Below are 20,398 nucleotides of genomic sequence, written 5' to 3' on the forward strand. Positions count from 1 at the left end.
CACTCAATTGCCTGTCCGCGCCGTCACGGGTAAAGTGCCGCTCCCCCGCGTTGCCAGAGATCAAACCCATGAGACAGTCCTTTGATATTGCCGTGATCGGCGCCACCGGCTCGGTGGGCGAGACCTTGGTGCAGATTCTCGAAGAGCGCGACTTTCCTGTGGCTGACTTGCATGTGCTGGCCAGCAGCGAGTCCGCCGGTCACTCGGTGCCATTTCGCGGCAAGAACGTGCGTGTTCGTGAGGTCGATGAGTTCGATTTCGCCAAGGCCCAGTTGGTGTTTTTCGCTGCCGGTCCGGCGGTAACCCTCAGTTTTGCCCCGCGTGCCGCCATGGCCGGTTGCACGGTTATCGATCTGTCCGGCGCCTTGCTCGCGCCTCAGGTGGTGCCGGAGGCCAATGCCCAAGTGTTGGCCACGCTGAAAAAGCCAGTGCAGGTGTGCAGTCCGAGCGCAGCGGCCACCTCCCTGGCCGTGGTGTTGGCACCGCTCAAGGGCCTGCTCGATCTCCAGCGCGTGACCTTGACCGCTTGCCTGGCGGTGTCCAGCCAGGGCCGCGAAGCCGTCGGCGAACTGGCCCGGCAGACTGCTGAGCTGTTGAATGTGCGCCCGCTGGAGCCGCGCTTCTTCGATCGGCAGGTGGCGTTCAACCTGTTGGCCCAGGTCGGCAAGCCGGATAGCGAGGGGCATGTTGCCCTGGAAAAACGCCTGGTCAGCGAGTTGCGTGAACTGCTCGCAACACCTTTACTAAAAATTTCAGTCACTTGCGTTCAAGCCCCGGTGTTTTTTGGCGATAGCTATAGTGTGTCTCTGCAAGCGGCGGCTGATGTCGATCTGCAAGCGGTGAACGCCGCGCTGGAAGCCGCGGACGGCATCGAACTGGTGGACGCCGGTGATTATCCGACCGCCGTCGGTGACGCCGTGGGCCAGGATGTGGTCTATGTGGGGCGGGTTCGTCACGGTGTTGATGATCTGTCGGAATTGAATCTGTGGCTGACATCGGACAATGTCCGCAAAGGTGCCGCGCTAAACGCTGTGCAATTGGCCGAATTGTTGATAAAAGACCCGCTGTAAAAGATACTTGGCGACAATTTGCAGAATGATTCGAGCCTGACGCTATGCTCAGGCTGGTTGCTGAAGGTGAGCTGCCCTCGGGCACTTGCAGCGGTATCGGCTAAAACAGGGTGTTGCGGTGGTTTTTCAGGGCCGCACGCCATGCCGCAAGGCAGCTACACCACCTTCTCGCTGGCCGAGGAATGCACTAACAAAGGAAGAGGCTATGGTTCAAGTTCGCAAACTGGTGTTAGCAATAGCGGCCGCTTCGGCGCTGTCCTCCGGTATGGCGCATGCGCTTGGGCTGGGGGAAATGACCCTCAAGTCGACCCTGAACCAGCCGTTGCTGGTGGAAATCGAATTGCAAGATGTCGGTGGCCTCAGCGCTTCCGATATCGTTCCCAGCCTGGCTTCTCCCCAGGCGTTCAGCGACGCTGGCGTCAACCGCCAGGACTTCCTGAACGACCTGACTTTCACCCCGGTGCTGAACCCCGCCGGGCGCAGCGTGGTGCGTGTCACTTCGAGCAAACCGTTGTCTGAAGCCTATGTGCGGTTTTTGGTCCAGGTGCAGTGGCCCAGTGGCCGGCTGATGCGTGATTACAGCGTACTGCTCGATCCGTCGAAGTATGCCCCGGCGGGCGATGCCGGCCAGTCGGCGCCCGTTGTCGCACCCAGCGCGCCAGTCACCGCGCCGACCCAGGTCAAGCAATACACCACCGGTCCCAAGGATACCCTCTGGGAAATTGCCGCCCAGGAGCGCAATGGCGCTTCCGTGCAGCAGACCATGCTGGCTATCCAGGCATTGAACCCGGATGCCTTTATCGATGGCAACATCAACCGCATGAAAACCGGCCAGGTGCTGCGCCTGCCGGATCCGGTGCAAAGCACCCGCCTGGCGCCCTCCAAGGCGATTGCCGAGGTGGCCGCGCAGAATGCCGCGTGGCGCCAGGGGCGTCGTTCTTCCCATACCGGCAAACAGCAAGTGGATGCCAGCCGACGCCAGGGCGGTGAAGCGGCACCAGCCCCCGGCGCCGACAAGGATAACCTGAGCCTGGTCTCGGCCGAGAGCGCCAAGAAGGGCGGCAAGGGCGCGGCTGGCGACAGCAAGGCCTTGAGCGACAAATTGGCGGTGACGCAGGAAAGCCTCGATGCTGCCCGTCGCGACAATGCCGAGCTGAAAAGCCGTATGGACGACCTGCAGAGCCAGTTGGACAAACTGCAGCGACTGATCCAACTCAAGAACGATCAACTGGCCAAGTTGCAAGCGCAAGGTACGGACGTCGCACCCGCCGCCGGCCAGCCGGCAATGCCGGCCGAACTGGTGGCCAAGCCGCAAGTGGCGCCTGCGCCAAGCGAGCCGAGCAAGCCGGTTCAGGCCGACGTTGCGCCCGGCAAAGAGCGCAAGCTCGACGACTTGCTGTCCAGCCCGATTCTGCTGGGCTTGATCGCCGGTTCCGTGGTGCTGGTGTTGTTGTTGCTCATGCTGCTGCTGATCCGTCGTCGCAAGGCTCAGCAGGAAGCCGAAAAGCACCAGCGCATGGCGCGGGCGCTGTCTGAAGAAAGTGACTTCGCGGCAGACCTGTCTCTACCGCAAAGCAGTTTCGAGGGCCTGGAGGTGCCTGCGCCCAGCGTAAAGCTGACGCCGGCCCAAGCGCCGGCTCCCATCGCTGAGCGCCCAACCGATGTGTTGGGGCAGGCAGCGCTGCATATCGAGCGCGGCCACCTGAACCAGGCCGCCGATCTATTGGAAGAAGCGGTCAAGCTCGAGCCGCGGCGTAGCGATCTGCGGCTGAAACTCATGGAGGTTTATGGTCGCCAGGGTGATCGTGACGGCTTTGTCGTCCAAGAACGACAGCTGATCGCCAATGGCGATAACCATGCCCAGGTCGAGCAGCTCAAGAGTCGCTTTCCCGGCATGATCGCCACGGCGGCGGTCGCCGGTCTTGGCGCGGCGGCCGTCGCGGCCGAGCTGGACGAACAGTTTGTCCAGGCACTGTTGCAGGATGAGCCGCCAGCCGCGGTTGCGACGCCGGAACCCGTGGTTGCGCAGGCGCCTGCGACAGCGCCAGTGGTGGAGGGGTTCGACAGCGACTTCGACCTCAGTCTGGATGACCTGGAGGCAGCTTCGCCTTCGGTGGTTTCGGCTCCGGTCGCCGATCTGGGCCTGGATGACCTGCAACTCGACGACGACCTGAGCTTCGAATCGGTGCTGGGGCAACAGACTAAAGCCTCGGCGAGCTCCGACGACCTGTTGGACTTCGATCTGGATCTGGGGGGTAACGAGCCGGCCCCAATCGAGGCGCACGAGGACTTTCTGCTGGGCTTGACCGACGATCCCCTGGCGCCACAGGGCGCACTACCGGCTCTCGATGCGCTGGATGAGTTAGGGCTGGCGGACGATTTCGACCTGTCGTTGGCCGACGAATCGGCGGTTGATACCGGGTCGAATGCTTTCACCGACGAGCTCGATGATGTCAATGCCGAGCTGGAGCGTCTGTCTCAAGGGTTGGAGCAGCCATCGCCGGTGGCACCGACCTCGACCGTCGATAAGGCGGCCCTGGGGAATGACGAACCGGAGTTCGACTTCCTCTCGGGAGCCGACGAGGCGGCGACCAAGCTCGATTTGGCCCAGGCCTATATCGACATGGACGACAAGGATGGCGCACGGGATATTCTCGCTGAAGTCCTGAGTGAAGGCAGCGAAGTGCAAAAAAACCAAGCCAGGGAAATGCTCAATCGTCTGACATAAGTTGATCTGCTGGCGCTAAAGACAACGGCGGCCTTCGGGCTGCCGTTGTCGTTTGATCGAACTAAAAAAGCGCTCGATGCATGGCGCCCGCGGGCGCGCGCTTTATAATGCACGCCTTTGCGCAAATTATCAGGCTGTAAGTCCTTGGCAAATATAGATAACCCGGCTGTCGAAATGGCGGCTGACGGCTTTTCCCGGATCGCCCTGGGTGTCGAATACAAAGGCTCGCGTTATCGCGGCTGGCAGCGTCAGGCCTGCGGTGTGCTCACGGTGCAGGAAACCCTGGAAAACGCCTTGTCGAAAGTGGCGGCTTCGCCAGTTTCCCTGATGTGTGCCGGGCGCACCGATGCCGGGGTACACGCTTGCGGGCAGGTGGTGCATTTCGACACACAGGCCGAGCGCTCGCTGAAGGCGTGGGTCATGGGCGCCAATATCAATCTGCCCCATGACATCAGCGTCAGTTGGGCCAAGGTTATGCCGGCACATTTCCATGCGCGCTTCAAGGCCATCGCTCGGCGTTATCGTTATGTGATCTATAATGACTCGATCCGTCCGGCGCACCTCAATGAGGAAGTCACCTGGAATCACCGGCCACTGGATGAGCAGCGCATGGCCGAGGCGGCCCGCCATCTGGAGGGTATCCACGATTTCAGCGCGTTCCGGGCTGGGCAATGCCAGGCCAAGTCGCCGATCAAGGAAGTCCACCACCTGCGAGTGACCCGGCATGGCAAGATGATTGTCATCGATATCCGTGCCGGTGCCTTCCTGCATCATATGGTGCGCAATATCGCCGGGGTGCTGATGACCATCGGTGCCGGCGAGCGACCGGTGGCGTGGGCGCGCGAGGTGTTGGAAAGCCGTATCCGCCGTACAGGCGGCGTAACGGCTCATCCGTTCGGTTTGTACCTGGTGCAGGTGGAATACCGGGAGGAGTTCGCTTTACCGCAGCGTTATATCGGGCCGCACTTCCTGACGGGATTCTCGGAACTTGCCGGCTGACGCCTGGAAAAGCATTTGCTACCATCCGGAACTTTACTCGAAAAACCCTAGGGGTTCTGCCGCCATGTCCATCGTTCGCAGCAAAATCTGCGGGATCACCCGCATTGAAGATGCGTTGGCCGCTGTCGAAGCCGGTGCCGATGCCATTGGTTTGGTGTTCTATGCCCAGAGCCCACGGGCAGTGACCTTCCAGCGGGCGCGAGCGATCATCGCTGCCTTGCCGCCGTTTGTGACCACCGTAGGTCTGTTCGTCAATGTCAGCCGTTGTGAACTGGGCGAGATCCTCGATGCGGTGCCGCTGGACACGCTGCAGTTCCATGGCGATGAAACCCGCGAGCAGTGCGAGGGCTTTCACCGCCCCTACATCAAGGCGCTACGAGTCAAGCCTGGCGACGATATCGCCGCAGCGTGCCAGGCCTATCCCAGTGCCAGCGCGATACTGCTCGATAGCTATGTCGAGGGCGTTCCCGGTGGCACCGGCGAGGCATTCGATTGGTCTTTGGTGCCGCAAGGATTGAGCAAGCCGATCATTCTGGCTGGGGGGTTGGATGCGCAGAACGTGGCGGACGCGATTGCCCAGGTCAGGCCGTATGCCGTGGACACCAGCGGTGGGGTAGAGCGCAGCAAGGGCATCAAGGACCCCGCCAAGATCAAAGCGTTCATCCAGGCGGTGCGCGCCTGTTGATCGCCGATGTGACGGACGACAGCCTGCCACCGTCCATGCATACCGCCGCTAGAAAACAGGCGGGCCCGGTTGTTGGACGGGCCGAAAACGAATTGGAGAAAGAAAGCATGAGCAACTGGTTAGTAGACAAACTGATCCCTTCGATCATGCGTTCCGAGGTGAAGAAAAGCTCGGTGCCTGAAGGTTTGTGGCACAAATGCCCCTCGTGCGAGGCGGTGCTCTATCGTCCTGAGCTGGAAAAGACCCTGGACGTCTGCCCCAAGTGCAACCACCACATGCGTATTGGTGCCCGTGCCCGCATCGATATCTTCCTGGACGCCGAAGGTCGCACCGAGCTGGGCGCGGACCTGGAGCCCGTGGACCGGCTGAAATTCCGTGACGGCAAGAAGTACAAGGACCGCTTGAGCGCGGCGCAGAAGCAGACCGGCGAAAAAGACGCGCTGATCTCCATGAGTGGCACGCTGCTGGGGATGCCGGTGGTGGTTTCGGCATTCGAATTCTCGTTCATGGGCGGTTCCATGGGCGCTATCGTCGGCGAGCGCTTCGTTCGTGCCGCCAATTATGCCCTGGAGAACCGTTGTCCAATGGTTTGCTTCTCGGCTTCCGGTGGTGCGCGGATGCAGGAAGCGCTGATCTCGCTGATGCAGATGGCCAAGACTTCGGCGGTGTTGGCGCGTCTTCGTGAAGAAGGGCTGCCGTTCATCTCCGTGCTGACCGATCCGGTCTACGGCGGTGTTTCCGCCAGCCTGGCGATGCTCGGCGATGTGATCGTCGGCGAACCCAAGGCGCTGATCGGTTTCGCCGGTCCGCGAGTGATCGAGCAGACCGTTCGCGAGAAGCTGCCGGAAGGCTTCCAGCGTAGTGAGTTCCTACTGGAGCACGGTGCCATCGATATGATTATCCCGCGCCAGGAACTGCGTCCGCGCCTGGGTAGCCTGCTGGCCCAGATGATGGGGCTGCCGACGCCGGTGTATGTCGCCGCTCCTGTGGACTCCATCGTTATCCCGCCGGTGCCGGCAACCGTATGACCCAACGGACCCTGGCCGACTGGCTCACCTACCTGGAGCAATTGCACCCCTCGGCTATCGACATGGGGCTGGAGCGTTCGCAAGAGGTAGCGAAACGCATGGGGTTGGGCAGGCCGGCGCCTCGGGTAGTGACCGTGACCGGCACCAATGGCAAGGGTTCGACTTGTGCTTTTGTCGCCGCTTTGCTGCAGGCCCAGGGCCTCAAGGTCGGGGTCTACAGTTCGCCGCACCTGCTGCGCTACAACGAGCGCGTGCAGATCGACGGCGTGGAAGCGAGCGATGCGCAGTTGTGCGAGGCCTTCACGGCGCTGGACGCTGGCCGTGGCGAGATTTCCCTGACCTACTTCGAAATGGGCACCCTGGCGGCGTTCTGGCTGTTCGAGCGTGAGCAACTGGATGTCGTGGTCCTGGAAGTCGGGCTCGGCGGGCGTTTGGACACGGTCAATGTGGTGGATGCCGACCTGGCGCTGGTGACTGGTATCGGTGTCGATCATAGCGAATACCTGGGCAATACCCGCGAATCGGTAGCCTATGAAAAGGCCGGAATCTTTCGTCAGGGCCGGCCGGCACTGTGCGGTGACCTGAATCCGCCGCAGGCCCTGCTGGACAGGGTGCGGGAGCTGGGTTGCCGGTTTTTCCTGCGCGGTCGCGATTTTGATCTTGGCATCACCGAGTCGCATTGGCAGTGGCGCGGCCTGGGCGGCAAGGGGCGGGTGCTGGAGCTGCGTGACCTGCCATTGCTCGACCTGCCGATGGAGAACGCTGCGTTGGCGCTCCAGGCCTATGCCCTGATGGATTTGCCGTGGCAGCCGGAGCGGATCGCCGCCGCCTTGCGGGCGACCCGTATCGTCGGTCGCCTGGATCGCCGTACCGTCAACTGGCGGGGCAAATCGTTGCAACTCATGCTGGATGTCGGGCACAACCCCCATGCCGCCCAATACCTGGCGGAGCGCCTGGCCCGCCGCGTCCCCGGCGGGCGGCGCCTCGCGGTGTTCGGCCTGCTGTTGGACAAGGATCTTGACGGCGTGGTGTCGCCACTCGATGCTTATGTGCAAGAGTGGGCGGTGACGCCGTTGCAATCGCCGCGCAGCCGGCCGGCGGTCGATCTGCAGGCTGCCTTGCAGGCTCGCGGAGCGTCGGTGACGGCCTACGAAAGCGTCGCTGCGGCTCTGGAAGGGCAATGCGACCTGGCGACGGCTGACGATGAAATTCTGTTGTTCGGATCGTTTTTTTGTGTGGCCGAGGCGCTGGAATGGCTCGCCCGGCGCGCCACGGAGGAAGCTGCATATGGCATTGCTGGATAAAGCGTACAAGCAGCGGATGGTGGGTGCCCTGGTTTTGGTGGCGCTGGCGGTGATCTTTCTGCCGATGCTGTTTTCCCGTCAGGACGAGCGACGTCAGATACGCGTCGATCCGCCCGCCGCGCCGCAGGCTCCGGCCATGCCTCAGGTACAGGTCGAGCCGGTAGCGGTGCCCGAGCCGCAAAGCCTGCCCCAGGAACCCGTGCCGGAAGAGCAGGACGAGATGGCGGTCACGCCACCCCCAGTGCCATCGATGCCGATTCCGGCCACCAAGCCGCCAACGGCGGTCGCCGCGACCAAGCCTGCCGCCCCGCCGGCCACACCCAAGCCCGCCACCGCGCCCGCGCAGACGCCAGCCCAAGCGGTGGCGGTAGCGCCGGCGAAGCTCGATACCACGCAGAGCCGAGTGGACCCCAACGGTCTGCCGATCACTTGGTCGGTGCAATTGGCCAGCCTGTCGAGCCGTGAAAGTGCCGAAAGCCTGCAAAAAAACCTGCGTAGCCAGGGCTACAACGCTTATATCCGCTCCGCAGACGGCAAGAACCGGGTATTTGTCGGTCCGCTGATCGAGCGTGCGGAGGCCGATCGCCTGCGTGACTTGCTCGGTCGCCAGCAGAAGCTGAACGGTTTTGTCGTAAGATTCCAACCTGAACGCGGTTAAGCGGCGGCTTGTATCGAAATGCACTGACAATCGCCTTACCAGCAAGGCGGCGCTCTGCTAAAATGCGCCGCCTTATCCGTTCGTAGGCTGCACTGTGCCATTTACCTGGGTTGACTGGGCGATTATCGCGGTAATCGTCGTTTCCGCTTTGATCAGCTTGAGTCGCGGCTTTGTCAAAGAGGCCTTGTCCTTGCTTACCTGGATCATCGCCGGCGTCATTGCCTGGATGTTCGGTGGCTCGTTGTCCGTGTACCTCGCCGACTATATTCAGACACCTTCGGCTCGCGTGATCGCGGGTTGTGCCATCATGTTCGTCGCTACCTTGTTGGTCGGCGCCATGGTCAATTACCTTATCGGCGAGTTGATTCGCGTTACCGGGCTGTCCGGCACCGATCGATTTCTCGGCATGGCCTTCGGTGCCGCGCGTGGCGCGTTGCTGGTGGTCGTGGCGGTCGGGCTGCTCAGCCTGGGGCCGGTACAGCAGGATGCATGGTGGCAGGAGTCCCGACTCGTGCCACAATTTCTATTGGTTGCCGACTGGTCCAAGAACCTCATCCTGGGGTGGAGCAGTCAGTGGCTGGCCAGCGGGATCAGCGTACCTGCTGACCTTCCGTTCAAGGAACATCTCTTACCGGCCAAAGCGCCCCAGTAAGTGCTGTTCAGTTCAGATTCATTAAGTAGGGGTTGCGTCGCATGTGTGGCATCGTCGGTATCGTCGGTAAGTCGAACGTCAATCAGGCGCTGTATGACGCGCTAACCGTACTCCAGCACCGCGGCCAGGACGCTGCCGGTATCGTGACCAGCCATGACGGCAGGTTATTCCTGCGCAAGGACAACGGCCTGGTCCGTGATGTGTTTCATCAGCGCCATATGCAACGCCTGGTTGGCCACATGGGCATCGGCCACGTGCGTTACCCGACCGCCGGCAGCTCGACCTCGGCCGAGGCCCAGCCGTTCTACGTCAACTCGCCATATGGCATCACCCTGGCACACAACGGCAACCTGACCAACGTCGAACAGTTGGCCAAGGAGATCTACGAGTCCGACTTGCGTCACGTCAACACCAGCTCCGACTCGGAAGTGCTACTCAATGTGTTCGCCCATGAGCTGGCCCAGCGCGGTAAGCTGCAACCGACCGAGGAAGACGTTTTTGCCGCCGTGACCGACGTACATAACCGTTGTGTCGGTGGCTACGCCGTGGTGGCGATGATCACCGGCTACGGCATCGTTGGCTTTCGCGACCCCCATGGCATTCGCCCGATCGTTTTCGGCCAGCGTCACACCGACGAAGGCGTTGAGTACATGATCGCCTCTGAAAGCGTGTCCCTGGACGTACTCGGTTTTACCCTGATTCGCGATCTGGCGCCCGGCGAAGCGGTTTACATCACTGAAGAGGGCAAGCTGCACACCCGTCAGTGCGCGAGCAACCCGAGCCTGACCCCATGCATCTTCGAGCACGTCTACCTGGCGCGTCCTGATTCGATCATCGACGGCATCTCGGTGTACAAGGCGCGTCTGCGCATGGGCGAGAAGCTGGCGGAGAAGATCCTGCGCGAGCGTCCAGAGCATGACATCGACGTGGTCATCCCCATTCCCGACACCAGCCGTACCGCGGCCCTGGAGCTGGCTAACCACCTGGGCGTGAAGTTTCGCGAAGGTTTCGTGAAGAACCGCTACATCGGTCGGACCTTTATCATGCCGGGCCAGGCGGCGCGCAAGAAATCGGTAAGGCAGAAACTCAACGCCATCGAGCTGGAATTCCGTGGCAAGAACGTGATGCTGGTGGACGACTCCATCGTGCGCGGCACCACCTGCAAGCAGATTATCCAGATGGCCCGTGAAGCTGGCGCGAAGAACGTCTACTTCTGCTCGGCGGCCCCGGCGGTGCGTTACCCCAACGTCTACGGCATCGATATGCCGAGTGCCCACGAACTGATCGCCCACAACCGTTCCACCCAGGATGTCGCGGACCTGATCGGTGCCGACTGGTTGATCTATCAGGACCTGCCGGACCTGATCGAGGCGGTGGGCGGTGGCAAGATCAAGATCGAACAGTTCGACTGCGCGGTGTTCGACGGCCAATACGTCACTGGCGATATCGACGAGCACTACCTGAACAAGATCGAGCAGGCGCGCAATGATGCGTCTAAGGTAAAGACCCAGGCGGTCAGTGCGATCATCGATCTGTACAACAACTGAGTAAGAACCGGCCCCAAGGGGCCGGTTTGGTATCTTCCAAAGATCAGAGCAAGGAGTGGCAGCATGAGTCAGGAATGGGATGCCGGTCGGCTGGACAGCGATCTCGACGGCGTAGCCTTCGACACCCTGGCCGTTCGTGCCGGTCAGCACCGTACCCCGGAAGGGGAGCACAGTGACCCGATGTTCTTCACCTCCAGCTACGTTTTCCGCACTGCCGCCGATGCGGCTGCACGGTTTGCCGGGGAAGTGCCGGGCAATGTCTATTCACGCTATACCAACCCGACCGTGCGTGCGTTCGAAGAGCGCATCGCCGCCCTGGAAGGCGCCGAGCAGGCCGTTGCGACCTCGACCGGCATGGCCGCGATCATGGCCGTGGTGATGAGCTTGTGCAGTGCCGGTGACCACGTGCTGGTATCGCGTAGCGTATTCGGGTCGACCATCAGCCTGTTCGAAAAGTACTTCAAGCGCTTTGGCGTCGAAGTCGACTACGTGCCCCTGGCGCAATTGTCCGGCTGGGAGACGGCCATCAAGGCCAATACCAAGCTGCTGTTCGTCGAATCGCCATCGAACCCGCTGGCCGAGCTGGTGGATATCGCCGCCCTGGCGGATATCGCCCATGCCAAAGGGGCGTTGCTGGTGGTCGACAACTGCTTCTGCACGCCCGCCGTGCAACAGCCGCTGCAACTCGGTGCGGACATCGTGGTGCACTCGGCGACCAAGTACATTGACGGCCAGGGCCGTTGCATGGGCGGGGTGGTTTGCGGTCGTGGCGAGCAAATGAAGGAAGTCGTCGGCTTCCTGCGTACCGCCGGGCCGAGTCTCAGCCCGTTCAATGCCTGGATCTTCCTCAAGAGCTTGGAAACCCTGAACTTGCGCATGCGCGCACACTGCGCCAATGCCCTGGCCCTGGCCGAGTGGCTGGAGCGGCAGGACGGTGTCGAGGCGGTGTACTACGCGGGCCTCAAGAGCCATCCGCAACATGAGTTGGCCCAGCGCCAGCAGCGCGGCTTTGGCGGCGTGGTGAGCTTTGAGGTCAAGGGCGGCAAAGAGGGTGCCTGGCGCTTTATCGACGCTACCCGGTTGATCTCGATCACCGCCAACCTGGGTGACACCAAGACTACCATCACCCATCCGAGCACCACCTCCCACGGTCGCCTGTCGCCGCAGGAGCGTGAAGCGGCGGGGATTCGCGACAGTCTGATTCGCGTTGCGGTTGGCCTGGAAGACGTGGCGGATCTGCAAGCCGATCTGGCACGCGGTCTGGCCGCGCTGTGATCGAGCTGTCCCTCGAAGCCGGCGTTGGCAACAACGGCCGCGTCGCGCTGGTCACTGGCGCGGCGCGGGGCATCGGATTGGGTATCGCCGCTTGGTTGATCAGCGAAGGCTGGCAGGTGGTCCTGAGCGACCTCGACAAGGCTCGGGGCGCCAAAGTCGCCGATGCCCTGGGCGAGAATGCCTGCTTCATCGCCATGGATGTTTCCGACGAAGCGCAAGTGGCCCAGGGTGTGGCCGATGTATTAGGGCGGTTCGGTCGGTTGGATGCGTTAGTGTGCAATGCGGCGATTGCCGATCCGCACAACATCACCCTCGAAAGCCTCGACCTGGCGCATTGGAACCGTGTGCTGGCGGTCAACCTCAGCGGGCCGATGTTGCTGGCCAAGCATTGTGCGCCGTACCTTCGCGCCCATTGCGGGGCCATCGTCAACCTGGCGTCGACCCGAGCGGCGCAGTCGGAGCCTGATACCGAGGCTTATGCGGCGAGCAAGGGTGGGTTGCTGGCATTGACCCACGCCCTGGCAATCAGTCTCGGCCCGGAAGTTCGCGTCAATGCAGTCAGTCCGGGCTGGATCGATGCTCGTGATCCTTCGGTGCGTCGTGCCGAGCCGCTCAGCGATATCGACCATGCCCAGCATCCGGCGGGCCGGGTCGGCACGGTCGAGGATGTGGCGGCGATCGTGGCATGGTTGTTGTCGAAAAGTGCGGGCTTTGTCACTGGCCAGGAATTTGTGGTCGATGGTGGCATGAGCAAGAAAATGATTTATTGCGACTAGACGGCTGTGGGTCGTGTGGCCAGGGTTTTTCGTCCCGACGGGGCGCCGGTGGTGCTGACATTAATTGGTCTTTTTCAGAAAAACTTCAAGCAGGCTATTGACTTAGATTCGTTATCTGCGTAAATTTCGCGGCCTCGACGAAGCAAAGGGTGATTAGCTCAGCCGGGAGAGCATCTGCCTTACAAGCAGAGGGTCGGCGGTTCGATCCCGTCATCACCCACCACTTCCAGAGTCTTTCGTCAGAAAGCATCTCGCAAGAGAGTGGCAAGAAAATCGGAAATTCCGCAAGGAGTCTCCAACCGACGCGCAGCGGTAGTTCAGTCGGTTAGAATACCGGCCTGTCACGCCGGGGGTCGCGGGTTCGAGTCCCGTCCGCTGCGCCATATTTGTACAGATCGACTACTTGGTAAACGAGTGACCGGTCTGCGATTGACAGCCACCGAAGGCTTTCGATCACGGGTTTAAAGGTTTCAAACAGACGCAAGTCTGAGCGATACGCAGCGGTAGTTCAGTCGGTTAGAATACCGGCCTGTCACGCCGGGGGTCGCGGGTTCGAGTCCCGTCCGCTGCGCCATATTTGCTTCCATCAGGGCCACTGAACGCCCGGAAGCTACGAAAATAGCGGCCATGGGCCGCTTTTTTTCGCGTCTGAAAAAATCCACTGTCCCGTCCTGAATAAGGGTTTACACCTTCTGATCTATTTTCAGGGGGCGCGAGTCAGGGGAACTATGACGAGCCTCATCTTGATCTGCGGCCCCTGCGCCTTATCGATCTCAGTGCGCTAGCGCACACACATGACACCGACAGCATCTTCGATCTCACCCGAAAAGACTGGCTCGAACGGGCATACGGTTCCAGTGGATATCAATCCGCGTCTGGCTATGTTGGAGGTAGCACCGCCTTGAAGACGATTTCGATGAGCTGCTCAGGAAAGGCCAATCTCGATACGCCAATCAGATTGCTGGCGCACTGAGGGCGCGCCGTGGCGTAGGCTTCTTTGCGCACCTTGCCCGCCACCGCGAACGCCTCATCGACATCGAGGACATAGAGCGTCTCTTCCACCACGTGGTCGAGGGTGGCTCCGAACTGTGCCAGGATCTTCGCGGCGTTTGCATAGGTCACTCGCATCTGCTGCGCCATCATCGAGAAGTCGGCTGGCTTGCCGGTTGCATCGAGCGTGGCAGGTGCGATCATGGCACCTTTATCGTCGTGGCTGAGCTGGCCGGACACATAGATCATGTTTCCGGTCTTGATCGCCTGTGCATAGCCATAATTGTCTTCCGCCGGCAGACCGTGATAGGCCGCCTCTTTGAATTTCGTTGCGTTCGTGTTGGTCATAGCTGATCTCCTGTTGAATAAACCGGCCCGGTATTCGGGCCATGTGCTTCATCCCTACCTCTCCGGGATTGTTCTAGGCTGCTGCCGCTTCCAGTCTGCGCCGGACCGCGATCGGGCTCTGCGCGAAAGTCGCCAGCCTATTCGGGGTGAATCCGAGGCTCTTGCTGAATGCATCGAGAGTCGGTTTCAAACCGGCCGGCACTGGGTCCGGGTTTAGCGCCTCAGTTCTTACCATCGTAGTCTTTCTTTTCAGTGATCCGCTTTACCTAGGCTCTGGCCGACATGCAGCTGCGCTCGCTCATGCGGCGTTGAAAGCCGGCTCGCCTGGCAAACATTGCGTACAGACCCTGGGAAGCAGGAATCAGGTGGCTTTGGGATATTCTTTGAACGGCACGAGGAATTCGAAGCTGCGCTCTGTGCGCAGTACCTTCGACAGCACCGCCTCATAGTCGGCGCGGTACGAAGCTTTCATGTGATGGGACATGAAATATTCCATGCTGCAGTCCCAGGTTTCGTAGAGAACGATTGTGTCGGGATCGTCGACCGGGTGATGAATCCAAGTGGTGACGAAATCGGGTTCGTTGGCCATCTGGTCGGTGACGAAGAGCAAGCCCTTCTTAAGTTCCTCGACATGGCCGGGCTTGGCAGGCAGGCGGACGATGAATGAGATGCGATCGGACATGATGTGATCCTTATGGGCAAGTAAAGTTAAAAAAAAGCGTCAAGCGGGAGTTCCGGCGTCACCATCCGCCCGTGGGCGAACGGCAGTGCAAGCGCGGCAGCACGCCGATGTGAATGTTGGGCTGTGAGCAGGCCGGCTGTCGGTACGGAGGCGCTGAGATCGCTCGCCATGCCGATGAGGCCGATGAACGAGGCGAAGCCGACAAGATGTGCTGCGTCGCCAACGACGCTAATGCCCATCGCAGGGCTGCCGCGTTTGGCGACGACAGCCTTGGCGACGGCAACTTCACTGCTAAGTTTCATGGAGTGATCCTCTTAACATTGTGAACCTATCGGTACATTTCTAGGCGAAAAAATATCAGGCGCTCGCTGGCTAACCCACCAGCTTGCGGATCAAGGTCTTAAAGGCGTCGATCAACTGATCGCCCATCACCGTTTTGTGTTCCTTGAAGACAAGGGTCGGTGCCGACCGAATTCCACGCTTGATCCATGTCTGCTTGCGTGCTCGAACCTCGGCTGTGAACAGGCCCGTATCCAGGGCCTCTTCAGGATTGATTCTCGCCTCGGCGACCCGTGCCACAAGCAGGCCGCGACCTTCGGTGCAATGAGCGCGCAACAACAATCTATTCTGGACCAATTGGTATCCAATTATTCAGAGATGTCGGACGGATGTCAACATGCCGTTGACGGCTCCTCGTCGCCTAGTGGGCACGCAGTGGTTCCCTCTGAGGCTGGTTGTTCGGTTCGGACCCGGCCTAAGGCCCGATCAAGGCGAGCCACGGGCCACCCGAAGCGCAGCTTCAGCGGTGGGTCCATGAGGTTCGGGTAGCTCGATGCGAAAGCCGGGCGCTACCCCGCGGTAGCCAAAGTTCGGTAAGCTAGTGGAATCGGAACCGATTGGTCCCTATTCACACTAGGAAAACAGGCAAGCAAATGGCACGTCCGCGAGAGTTTGATGAAAATGAGGTTTTGCAGGCTGCCCTTCAGGTCTTCTGGGAGAAAGGTTATGAGGGCACCTCGCTAAGTGATCTGCTCGAGGCGATGGGGCTGACCAAATCCAGCCTCTACAAGGCTTTCAGCAGTAAGGAGGCGCTATTCCGGCGCGTTGTCGAGCGATATTATCGTGACTTTCTGGGTTTTCGGCAGGAGGCACTTGCAGAGCCGACGCCGCGTCGTATCGCCGAGCGGCTGCTCTACGGAATGACGCAGTTGCACAGCGCTGAACTAACCCCGCCGGGCTGTCTCGAAACCAACGCCGCGCTGGCCTGCTCCACGGACGCCGAGCTGATCAGATTGGAACTTGCACGTAACCGCGAGCGATTCAGACTGAAGCTACGGGACCGGTTCGAAGAAACGGTCGCGGTGGGCCCACTGCCACCGGGCATGACCTGCGACGATGCCGCCTCACTCATAGTCACGTTGATCCAGGGCATGGCTGTCCAGGCGAAAGCCGGTTTTTCGAGGGAGGCGTCCCGCCGGGTGGTACACGCCGCACTATTGTCCTGGCCTGAATCCTGACGCCTCGCCCCACGAATTGCTTTTGCACATCAGACGGCGCCCCTCTCGACGATCAACGCCGCAAACGCGCCGCCTGGCGACCCGGGCGAACAGGCTGACGTCACGTCTTCGTGCTGCAACGGAGAGTGATGTCCAGCCCACTGCGCCCGCTCGTGAAGGGCAGTGGCGTAGTGCCCACCTACATCGTGAAATTACGCTTTTGGCGGCAGCTGAATGAGCTCCCTGATCGCGTGCCAAACCGCTTCGTCAGCAGGCCGATCAACGATTTTTGCATCCGAACTCAACAGCAGGTTTTCGCGGGGTTGTTGACCGCAAAGGGATAGTTCGGGTCCGTCCTTAGTAAGGTTTCATTGACTGTTCCGATTTCCTCCGTTGACTCGATGTCGAACAGAAAATGTGTCCTGAGAGTGCCGAGGTGAGCAATTTTGGGCTGACTGTTTTCATCGAACAAGGGTTGGCTGACTCGGTCTGTTCCTCGCGCTCCCTCGGCTTCCGGCCTCAGCCCGGAGCAGCGCTAAATGGTTACCCGAATACGGACCACGCGTGATCGGAGCGTTCGAGCAGTACTGCGCGCTGCCACGCATCGGGCAATCGAAGGGGATTCAGTGTTTCCGGTGCCCAACATCCTTGTCGCGTTGATCTTTTTTTGCGGGTTTTGATAAAAAAGGTTGAATAGTAACAATAAATGTTATTTAAATAACAAAAATAATGACGTCGTGGTGCCTGCCACAACGTGCACAAGGTAAAAATATCCATGAACAAGATCGCGGTCATCGGCAGCAACATGGTGGACTTGATTACCTATATCGACCGAATGCCTCGCCAGGGCGAGACCCTGGAGGCGCCAGGCTTTGCCATGGGCTGCGGCGGTAAAGGCGCCAACCAGGCAGTAGCTGCCGCCAAGCTCGGCACCGAGGTGTTGATGCTGAGTAAAGTGGGCGACGATCTGTTCGCCGATAACACCCTCGCCAATTTTCAGCGCCATGGCATCGACGCCCGCTACGTGACGCGTGTGGCGGGCGTGTCCAGTGGCGTGGCGCCGATTTTTGTCCAGAGCGATTCCCACAACAGCATCCTTATCGTCAAAGGCGCCAATGCGCATTTGAAGCCTGCCGATATCGATACCGCCGAAGCGGCGCTGCGCGAGTGCAGCCTTATCGTCCTGCAGTTGGAAATCGAGCTGGCGACCGTCTACCACGCCATTGATTTTGCCAAGCGCCATGGCATTGCGGTGTTGCTCAATCCCGCACCCGCGGTCGCGGGGTTGAGCCGCGAGCATTTGGCGCAACTCGATTTTTTGATCCCCAACGAAAGCGAGCTGGCGCTGATCACCGGCAAGCCTGTCGACGGTCCCGACACGGCGCTGCTGGCTGCGCGTGAGTTGTCCGCGCAAGGCATCTGCCATGTCATCGTTACTCTTGGGGAAAAAGGCGCGCTATACGTGGGCGCGGAGGGTGAGTTTCACGTGCCGGGTCGCTCGGTCGTCGCACGTGACACCACCGGCGCTGGCGATGCGTTCATTGGCTGCTTCGCTCATTACTGGAATCGGGATGGCGACATGCGTGCGGCAATGACACGGGCAGTGGCGTATTCCGCTTGCTCGGTCACCGCCTTGGGCACCCAAAGCTCGTACCCCGACGCTGGTAGCTTTACGCGGTTTCTTGACGGCGTCTAATCCGATGATCGCGGCCGGTATGGCGCTGACGCGCCCTATTTCCCACGGAGAATAACAATGACAAAAGTCCCGCTCCAACAAACCCCCGATGGTTTTTACCTCAACCGCACACCCTGGTTTGCGTTCCTGTTGTTGTGCAGTATTTTCGCGCTATGGGCGGCTGCCGCGAGCATGAATGATGTGCTGATCGCGCATTTCAAAAAGGCGTTTTTGCTCAGCGATTTTCAGACGGCCTTCGTGCAGTCGGCGTTTTACCTGGGTTATTTTTTCGTGGCGATGCCTGCGGCGATGGTCGTGCGACGCTTGGGCTATAAAAGCACGATTCTGCTCGGTCTGATGTTGTATATGTTGGGCTGCGCGCTGTTCTTTCCTGCGGCTTCGACGGCAACGTATGGCATGTTTCTGATGGCGCTGTTCGTCATCGCGTGCGGGTTGTCGTTTCTGGAAACCGCCTGCAACACCTATTCGACGTTGATGGGCCCGCGTGAAACCGGCACCCGTCGATTGAACATCTCTCAGACCTTCCACCCGTTCGGTGCCATGGCCGGCGTGTATGTCGGCAGTTTCGTCATGTTCAAGGACACCGACGCCACGCGTGAACAACTGACGCAAATGAGCGCTTCGCAGGCGGCTGTCCAGCAGCTGGAGATGATCCAGTCGACCCTGCTGCCGTACAAATGGATGATTGCTGTCCTGGTGCTGATGTTCATCTTGATCGCCATCACGCGGTTCCCGGCGTGCCGGGGCAACGCCACGGCGAACGTAAAGACGCGCAGCCTCGGGCAGAGCCTTGCACGACTATCGCGCAACCCGCGCTTTAGCTTTGGCGTACTGACGCAATTCCTCTATGTGGGCGCCCAGGTCGGGGTGTGGAGTTTCACCATTCGTCTGGCGATGCAGATGGGCGGGATGAATGAGCGCAGCGCGTCATGGTTCCTGCTCACCACGTTTGCCGCCTACTTTTTGGGCAAGATGATCGCCAATCTGTTAATGCGCAAACTTCATCCAGCCAAGGTATTGGCGATCTACGGCGTGCTGACCATTGTGCTGCTGGCCTACACCATCTTGGTGCCAAACATAACCGCCGTGTATGCGGCGGTGGGGGTCAGCATTTTCCTCGGGCCGTGCTGGCCGACCATCTACGGTCTCACCATCGACGGGTTGGGTGAGGACACCGGCGTTGGCGGATCGCTGTTGGTGATGAGCATCGTCGGCGGCGGGGTGATTCCGGTCTTCCAGGGCCTGTTGTCGGATGCCACCCACGGCAACATGCAGCTCGCCTATAGCGTGCCGTTGCTGTGCTTCGTGGTGATTGTTGTCTACGCCTATTCGTGCCTGCGTCACAGTCGTGCCACGCTGTCTGGGGTCGGAACAGTGGTGGCCTCATGAAAAGCGTTACGCTGGCGTTGTCTCCCGAACAATTCACTGGGGCTGAGAAGACCCTGCTGGAAACCGCCGATTTTCGCGTGTTGGCCTGGACCTATCCCAGTGGCGTGAAGGCGCTGGCATTGGAAAACGCCCGTGGACGTGTGGTGGCCTTACCGTATCAGGGGCAGATGATCTGGTCGGCGATCTTTGATGACTGCGACCTGACCATGCGCAATATGTTCAGTCAACCCAAACCAAGCCCGACGGTGATCGGCACCTACGGCTGCTTCATGTTTCACGCCGGGCTGTTGCGCAATGGCTGCCCGGCGCCGGACGATGATCACACGTTGCACGGCGAGATGCCCTGCGCGCTAATGGACACAGCGTGGTTAGAGGTCGGCGAGGACGCCGTTGGCCCCTACCTGCTGCTGAGCGGACAGTATGAATACGTGCAAGGGTTTGGCGATCACTACCGTGCGATGCCCTCGATCACCTTGCGTGCCGGCCTGGGCGTGTTCGATATCGACATGCAGGTCACCAACCTGGCGGGCAAAGCCATGGAGTTGATGTACATGGCTCACATGAACTACGCCTACGTGCCCGGCGGGCGTCTGTTCGAACCACTCGGCGGAGCCTGCGCGCGCGTGCGTCAGAGCGTTCCTGCCCATGTGCAACCGACACCTGAATGGTCGGATTATATGGCGCGGTTGAGCGAGGATCCGTCACGGTTGAGTACCCTGGACACGCCAGCTTTGTATGATCCGGAAATCGTCTGTTTCTTCGAAGGCGTGCCAGCGGATGCGTCAGGTTATGCGCATTTTCTCCTCGATCATCCCGCCGGATCGGCGTTCTACACCTGCTACCGGCCTGAGCAGTTCTCCCACGCGACACGCTGGATTCTGCACAACGCCGACCAGGGCGTCGCCGCATTCGTGCTGCCCGCTACCTGCGAACCCGAGGGCTACCGGGCGGAAAAAGCCAAGGGCAACGTTCGCTCATTGGCGGGTGGGCAAAGCGCCGTCTTCAGTGTCACTACCGGATATTTGTCGGTTGAAGAGCGGCGCCGGCTAGGCCGAACGTGGGGCGAATGACCGGA

At 60.4% G+C, this 20,398-nt stretch carries 19 protein-coding genes, 3 tRNA genes and 1 pseudogene; 18 read left to right on the plus strand and 5 right to left on the minus strand.

Annotated features, from left to right (window positions below; all coding sequences use genetic code 11):
- Positions 1 to 68: 68 nt before the first annotated feature.
- From BMX68_RS08590 to BMX68_RS08655, 14 genes are all read left to right on the plus strand, one after another.
- On the plus strand, positions 69 to 1,070 hold the full coding sequence (locus BMX68_RS08590) for an aspartate-semialdehyde dehydrogenase (protein ID WP_017133660.1): 1,002 nt from the start codon (positions 69 to 71) through the stop codon (positions 1,068 to 1,070).
- A 205-nt stretch (positions 1,071 to 1,275) separates the two neighbouring features.
- Positions 1,276 to 3,798: a FimV/HubP family polar landmark protein gene (locus BMX68_RS08595; RefSeq protein ID WP_017133659.1), complete on the plus strand. Its 2,523-nt coding sequence runs from the start codon at positions 1,276 to 1,278 to the stop codon at positions 3,796 to 3,798.
- 174 nt (positions 3,799 to 3,972) lie between these two features.
- Complete coding sequence (truA, locus tag BMX68_RS08600) at positions 3,973 to 4,797, plus strand: tRNA pseudouridine(38-40) synthase TruA (protein WP_017133658.1); 825 nt, start codon at positions 3,973 to 3,975, stop codon at positions 4,795 to 4,797.
- A gap of 64 nt (positions 4,798 to 4,861) precedes the next feature.
- A complete protein-coding gene (locus BMX68_RS08605) occupies positions 4,862 to 5,482 on the plus strand; it encodes a phosphoribosylanthranilate isomerase (RefSeq protein ID WP_017133657.1) in 621 nt (206 codons plus the stop codon).
- A gap of 107 nt (positions 5,483 to 5,589) precedes the next feature.
- A complete protein-coding gene (gene accD, locus BMX68_RS08610; RefSeq protein ID WP_060784031.1) occupies positions 5,590 to 6,510 on the plus strand; it encodes an acetyl-CoA carboxylase, carboxyltransferase subunit beta in 921 nt (306 codons plus the stop codon).
- Entirely contained in the window at positions 6,507 to 7,814 is a 1,308-nt protein-coding gene (folC, locus tag BMX68_RS08615; protein ID WP_017133656.1) for a bifunctional tetrahydrofolate synthase/dihydrofolate synthase, read from the plus strand. Before accD ends, folC begins: the two co-directional genes overlap by 4 nt.
- A complete protein-coding gene (locus tag BMX68_RS08620) occupies positions 7,798 to 8,472 on the plus strand; it encodes an SPOR domain-containing protein (protein WP_060783699.1) in 675 nt (224 codons plus the stop codon). The genes folC and BMX68_RS08620 overlap by 17 nt, the downstream gene beginning before the upstream one ends.
- A gap of 94 nt (positions 8,473 to 8,566) precedes the next feature.
- Complete coding sequence (locus tag BMX68_RS08625) at positions 8,567 to 9,124, plus strand: CvpA family protein (RefSeq protein WP_017133655.1); 558 nt, start codon at positions 8,567 to 8,569, stop codon at positions 9,122 to 9,124.
- 41 nt (positions 9,125 to 9,165) lie between these two features.
- Positions 9,166 to 10,671: an amidophosphoribosyltransferase gene (purF, locus tag BMX68_RS08630; RefSeq protein ID WP_017133654.1), complete on the plus strand. Its 1,506-nt coding sequence runs from the start codon at positions 9,166 to 9,168 to the stop codon at positions 10,669 to 10,671.
- Positions 10,672 to 10,734: 63 nt separating this feature from the next.
- Positions 10,735 to 11,946 (plus strand): O-succinylhomoserine sulfhydrylase, encoded by a 1,212-nt coding sequence (locus BMX68_RS08635; RefSeq protein ID WP_017133653.1) that lies wholly within the window; start codon positions 10,735 to 10,737, stop codon positions 11,944 to 11,946.
- A complete protein-coding gene (locus tag BMX68_RS08640; RefSeq protein WP_017133652.1) occupies positions 11,943 to 12,722 on the plus strand; it encodes an SDR family oxidoreductase in 780 nt (259 codons plus the stop codon). Before BMX68_RS08635 ends, BMX68_RS08640 begins: the two co-directional genes overlap by 4 nt.
- A 147-nt stretch (positions 12,723 to 12,869) precedes the next feature.
- A tRNA-Val gene (locus tag BMX68_RS08645) sits at positions 12,870 to 12,945 on the plus strand.
- Positions 12,946 to 13,028: 83 nt separating this feature from the next.
- Positions 13,029 to 13,105: transfer RNA gene (locus BMX68_RS08650), tRNA-Asp, on the plus strand.
- A gap of 114 nt (positions 13,106 to 13,219) precedes the next feature.
- A tRNA-Asp gene (locus BMX68_RS08655) sits at positions 13,220 to 13,296 on the plus strand.
- A 305-nt stretch (positions 13,297 to 13,601) separates the two neighbouring features.
- Here the strand turns inward: BMX68_RS08655 and BMX68_RS08660 are convergent.
- The 4 genes from BMX68_RS08660 to BMX68_RS08680 form a co-directional block, all read right to left on the minus strand.
- Complete coding sequence (locus BMX68_RS08660; protein ID WP_017133651.1) at positions 13,602 to 14,060, minus strand: RidA family protein; 459 nt, start codon at positions 14,058 to 14,060, stop codon at positions 13,602 to 13,604.
- Between the two features lie 361 nt (positions 14,061 to 14,421).
- Positions 14,422 to 14,742, minus strand: coding sequence for a putative quinol monooxygenase (locus BMX68_RS08670; protein ID WP_017133649.1), 321 nt, complete (start codon positions 14,740 to 14,742; stop codon positions 14,422 to 14,424).
- Between the two features lie 26 nt (positions 14,743 to 14,768).
- Positions 14,769 to 15,044: a hypothetical protein gene (locus BMX68_RS08675; protein ID WP_017133648.1), complete on the minus strand. Its 276-nt coding sequence runs from the start codon at positions 15,042 to 15,044 to the stop codon at positions 14,769 to 14,771.
- 70 nt (positions 15,045 to 15,114) lie between these two features.
- Positions 15,115 to 15,378, minus strand: a complete 264-nt coding sequence (locus BMX68_RS08680; RefSeq protein ID WP_143063264.1) for a thioredoxin domain-containing protein — start codon at positions 15,376 to 15,378, stop codon at positions 15,115 to 15,117.
- A 296-nt stretch (positions 15,379 to 15,674) separates the two neighbouring features.
- Here BMX68_RS08680 and BMX68_RS08685 point away from each other — a divergent pair, with 296 nt between their 5' ends.
- The gene (locus BMX68_RS08685) at positions 15,675 to 16,259 is read left to right on the plus strand and encodes a TetR/AcrR family transcriptional regulator (protein WP_017133646.1); all 585 of its coding nucleotides are present in this window, start codon (positions 15,675 to 15,677) and stop codon (positions 16,257 to 16,259) included.
- Positions 16,260 to 16,294: 35 nt separating this feature from the next.
- On the opposite strand, the pseudogene BMX68_RS26640 reads toward BMX68_RS08685, so the two are convergent.
- Positions 16,295 to 16,751 (minus strand): annotated as a pseudogene (locus tag BMX68_RS26640) (zincin-like metallopeptidase domain-containing protein); the annotation flags it as partial.
- Between the two features lie 262 nt (positions 16,752 to 17,013).
- On the opposite strand from BMX68_RS26640, the gene rbsK reads away from it, so the two are divergent.
- Genes rbsK through BMX68_RS08705 form a run of 3 tightly spaced genes read left to right on the plus strand, consistent with a single transcriptional unit; the run spans position 17,014 to position 20,393 of the window.
- Positions 17,014 to 17,934 carry a ribokinase gene (gene rbsK / locus BMX68_RS08695; protein WP_017133644.1) on the plus strand — a complete coding sequence of 307 codons (921 nt, stop codon included), beginning with the start codon at positions 17,014 to 17,016 and terminating at the stop codon, positions 17,932 to 17,934.
- 57 nt (positions 17,935 to 17,991) lie between these two features.
- The gene (fucP, locus tag BMX68_RS08700; protein WP_060783695.1) at positions 17,992 to 19,323 is read left to right on the plus strand and encodes an L-fucose:H+ symporter permease; all 1,332 of its coding nucleotides are present in this window, start codon (positions 17,992 to 17,994) and stop codon (positions 19,321 to 19,323) included.
- A complete protein-coding gene (locus BMX68_RS08705; protein ID WP_017133643.1) occupies positions 19,320 to 20,393 on the plus strand; it encodes an aldose 1-epimerase family protein in 1,074 nt (357 codons plus the stop codon). Before fucP ends, BMX68_RS08705 begins: the two co-directional genes overlap by 4 nt.
- Positions 20,394 to 20,398: the final 5 nt, after the last annotated feature.

This window comes from Pseudomonas agarici (genome assembly GCF_900109755.1).
GTDB lineage: Bacteria > Pseudomonadota > Gammaproteobacteria > Pseudomonadales > Pseudomonadaceae > Aquipseudomonas > Aquipseudomonas agarici.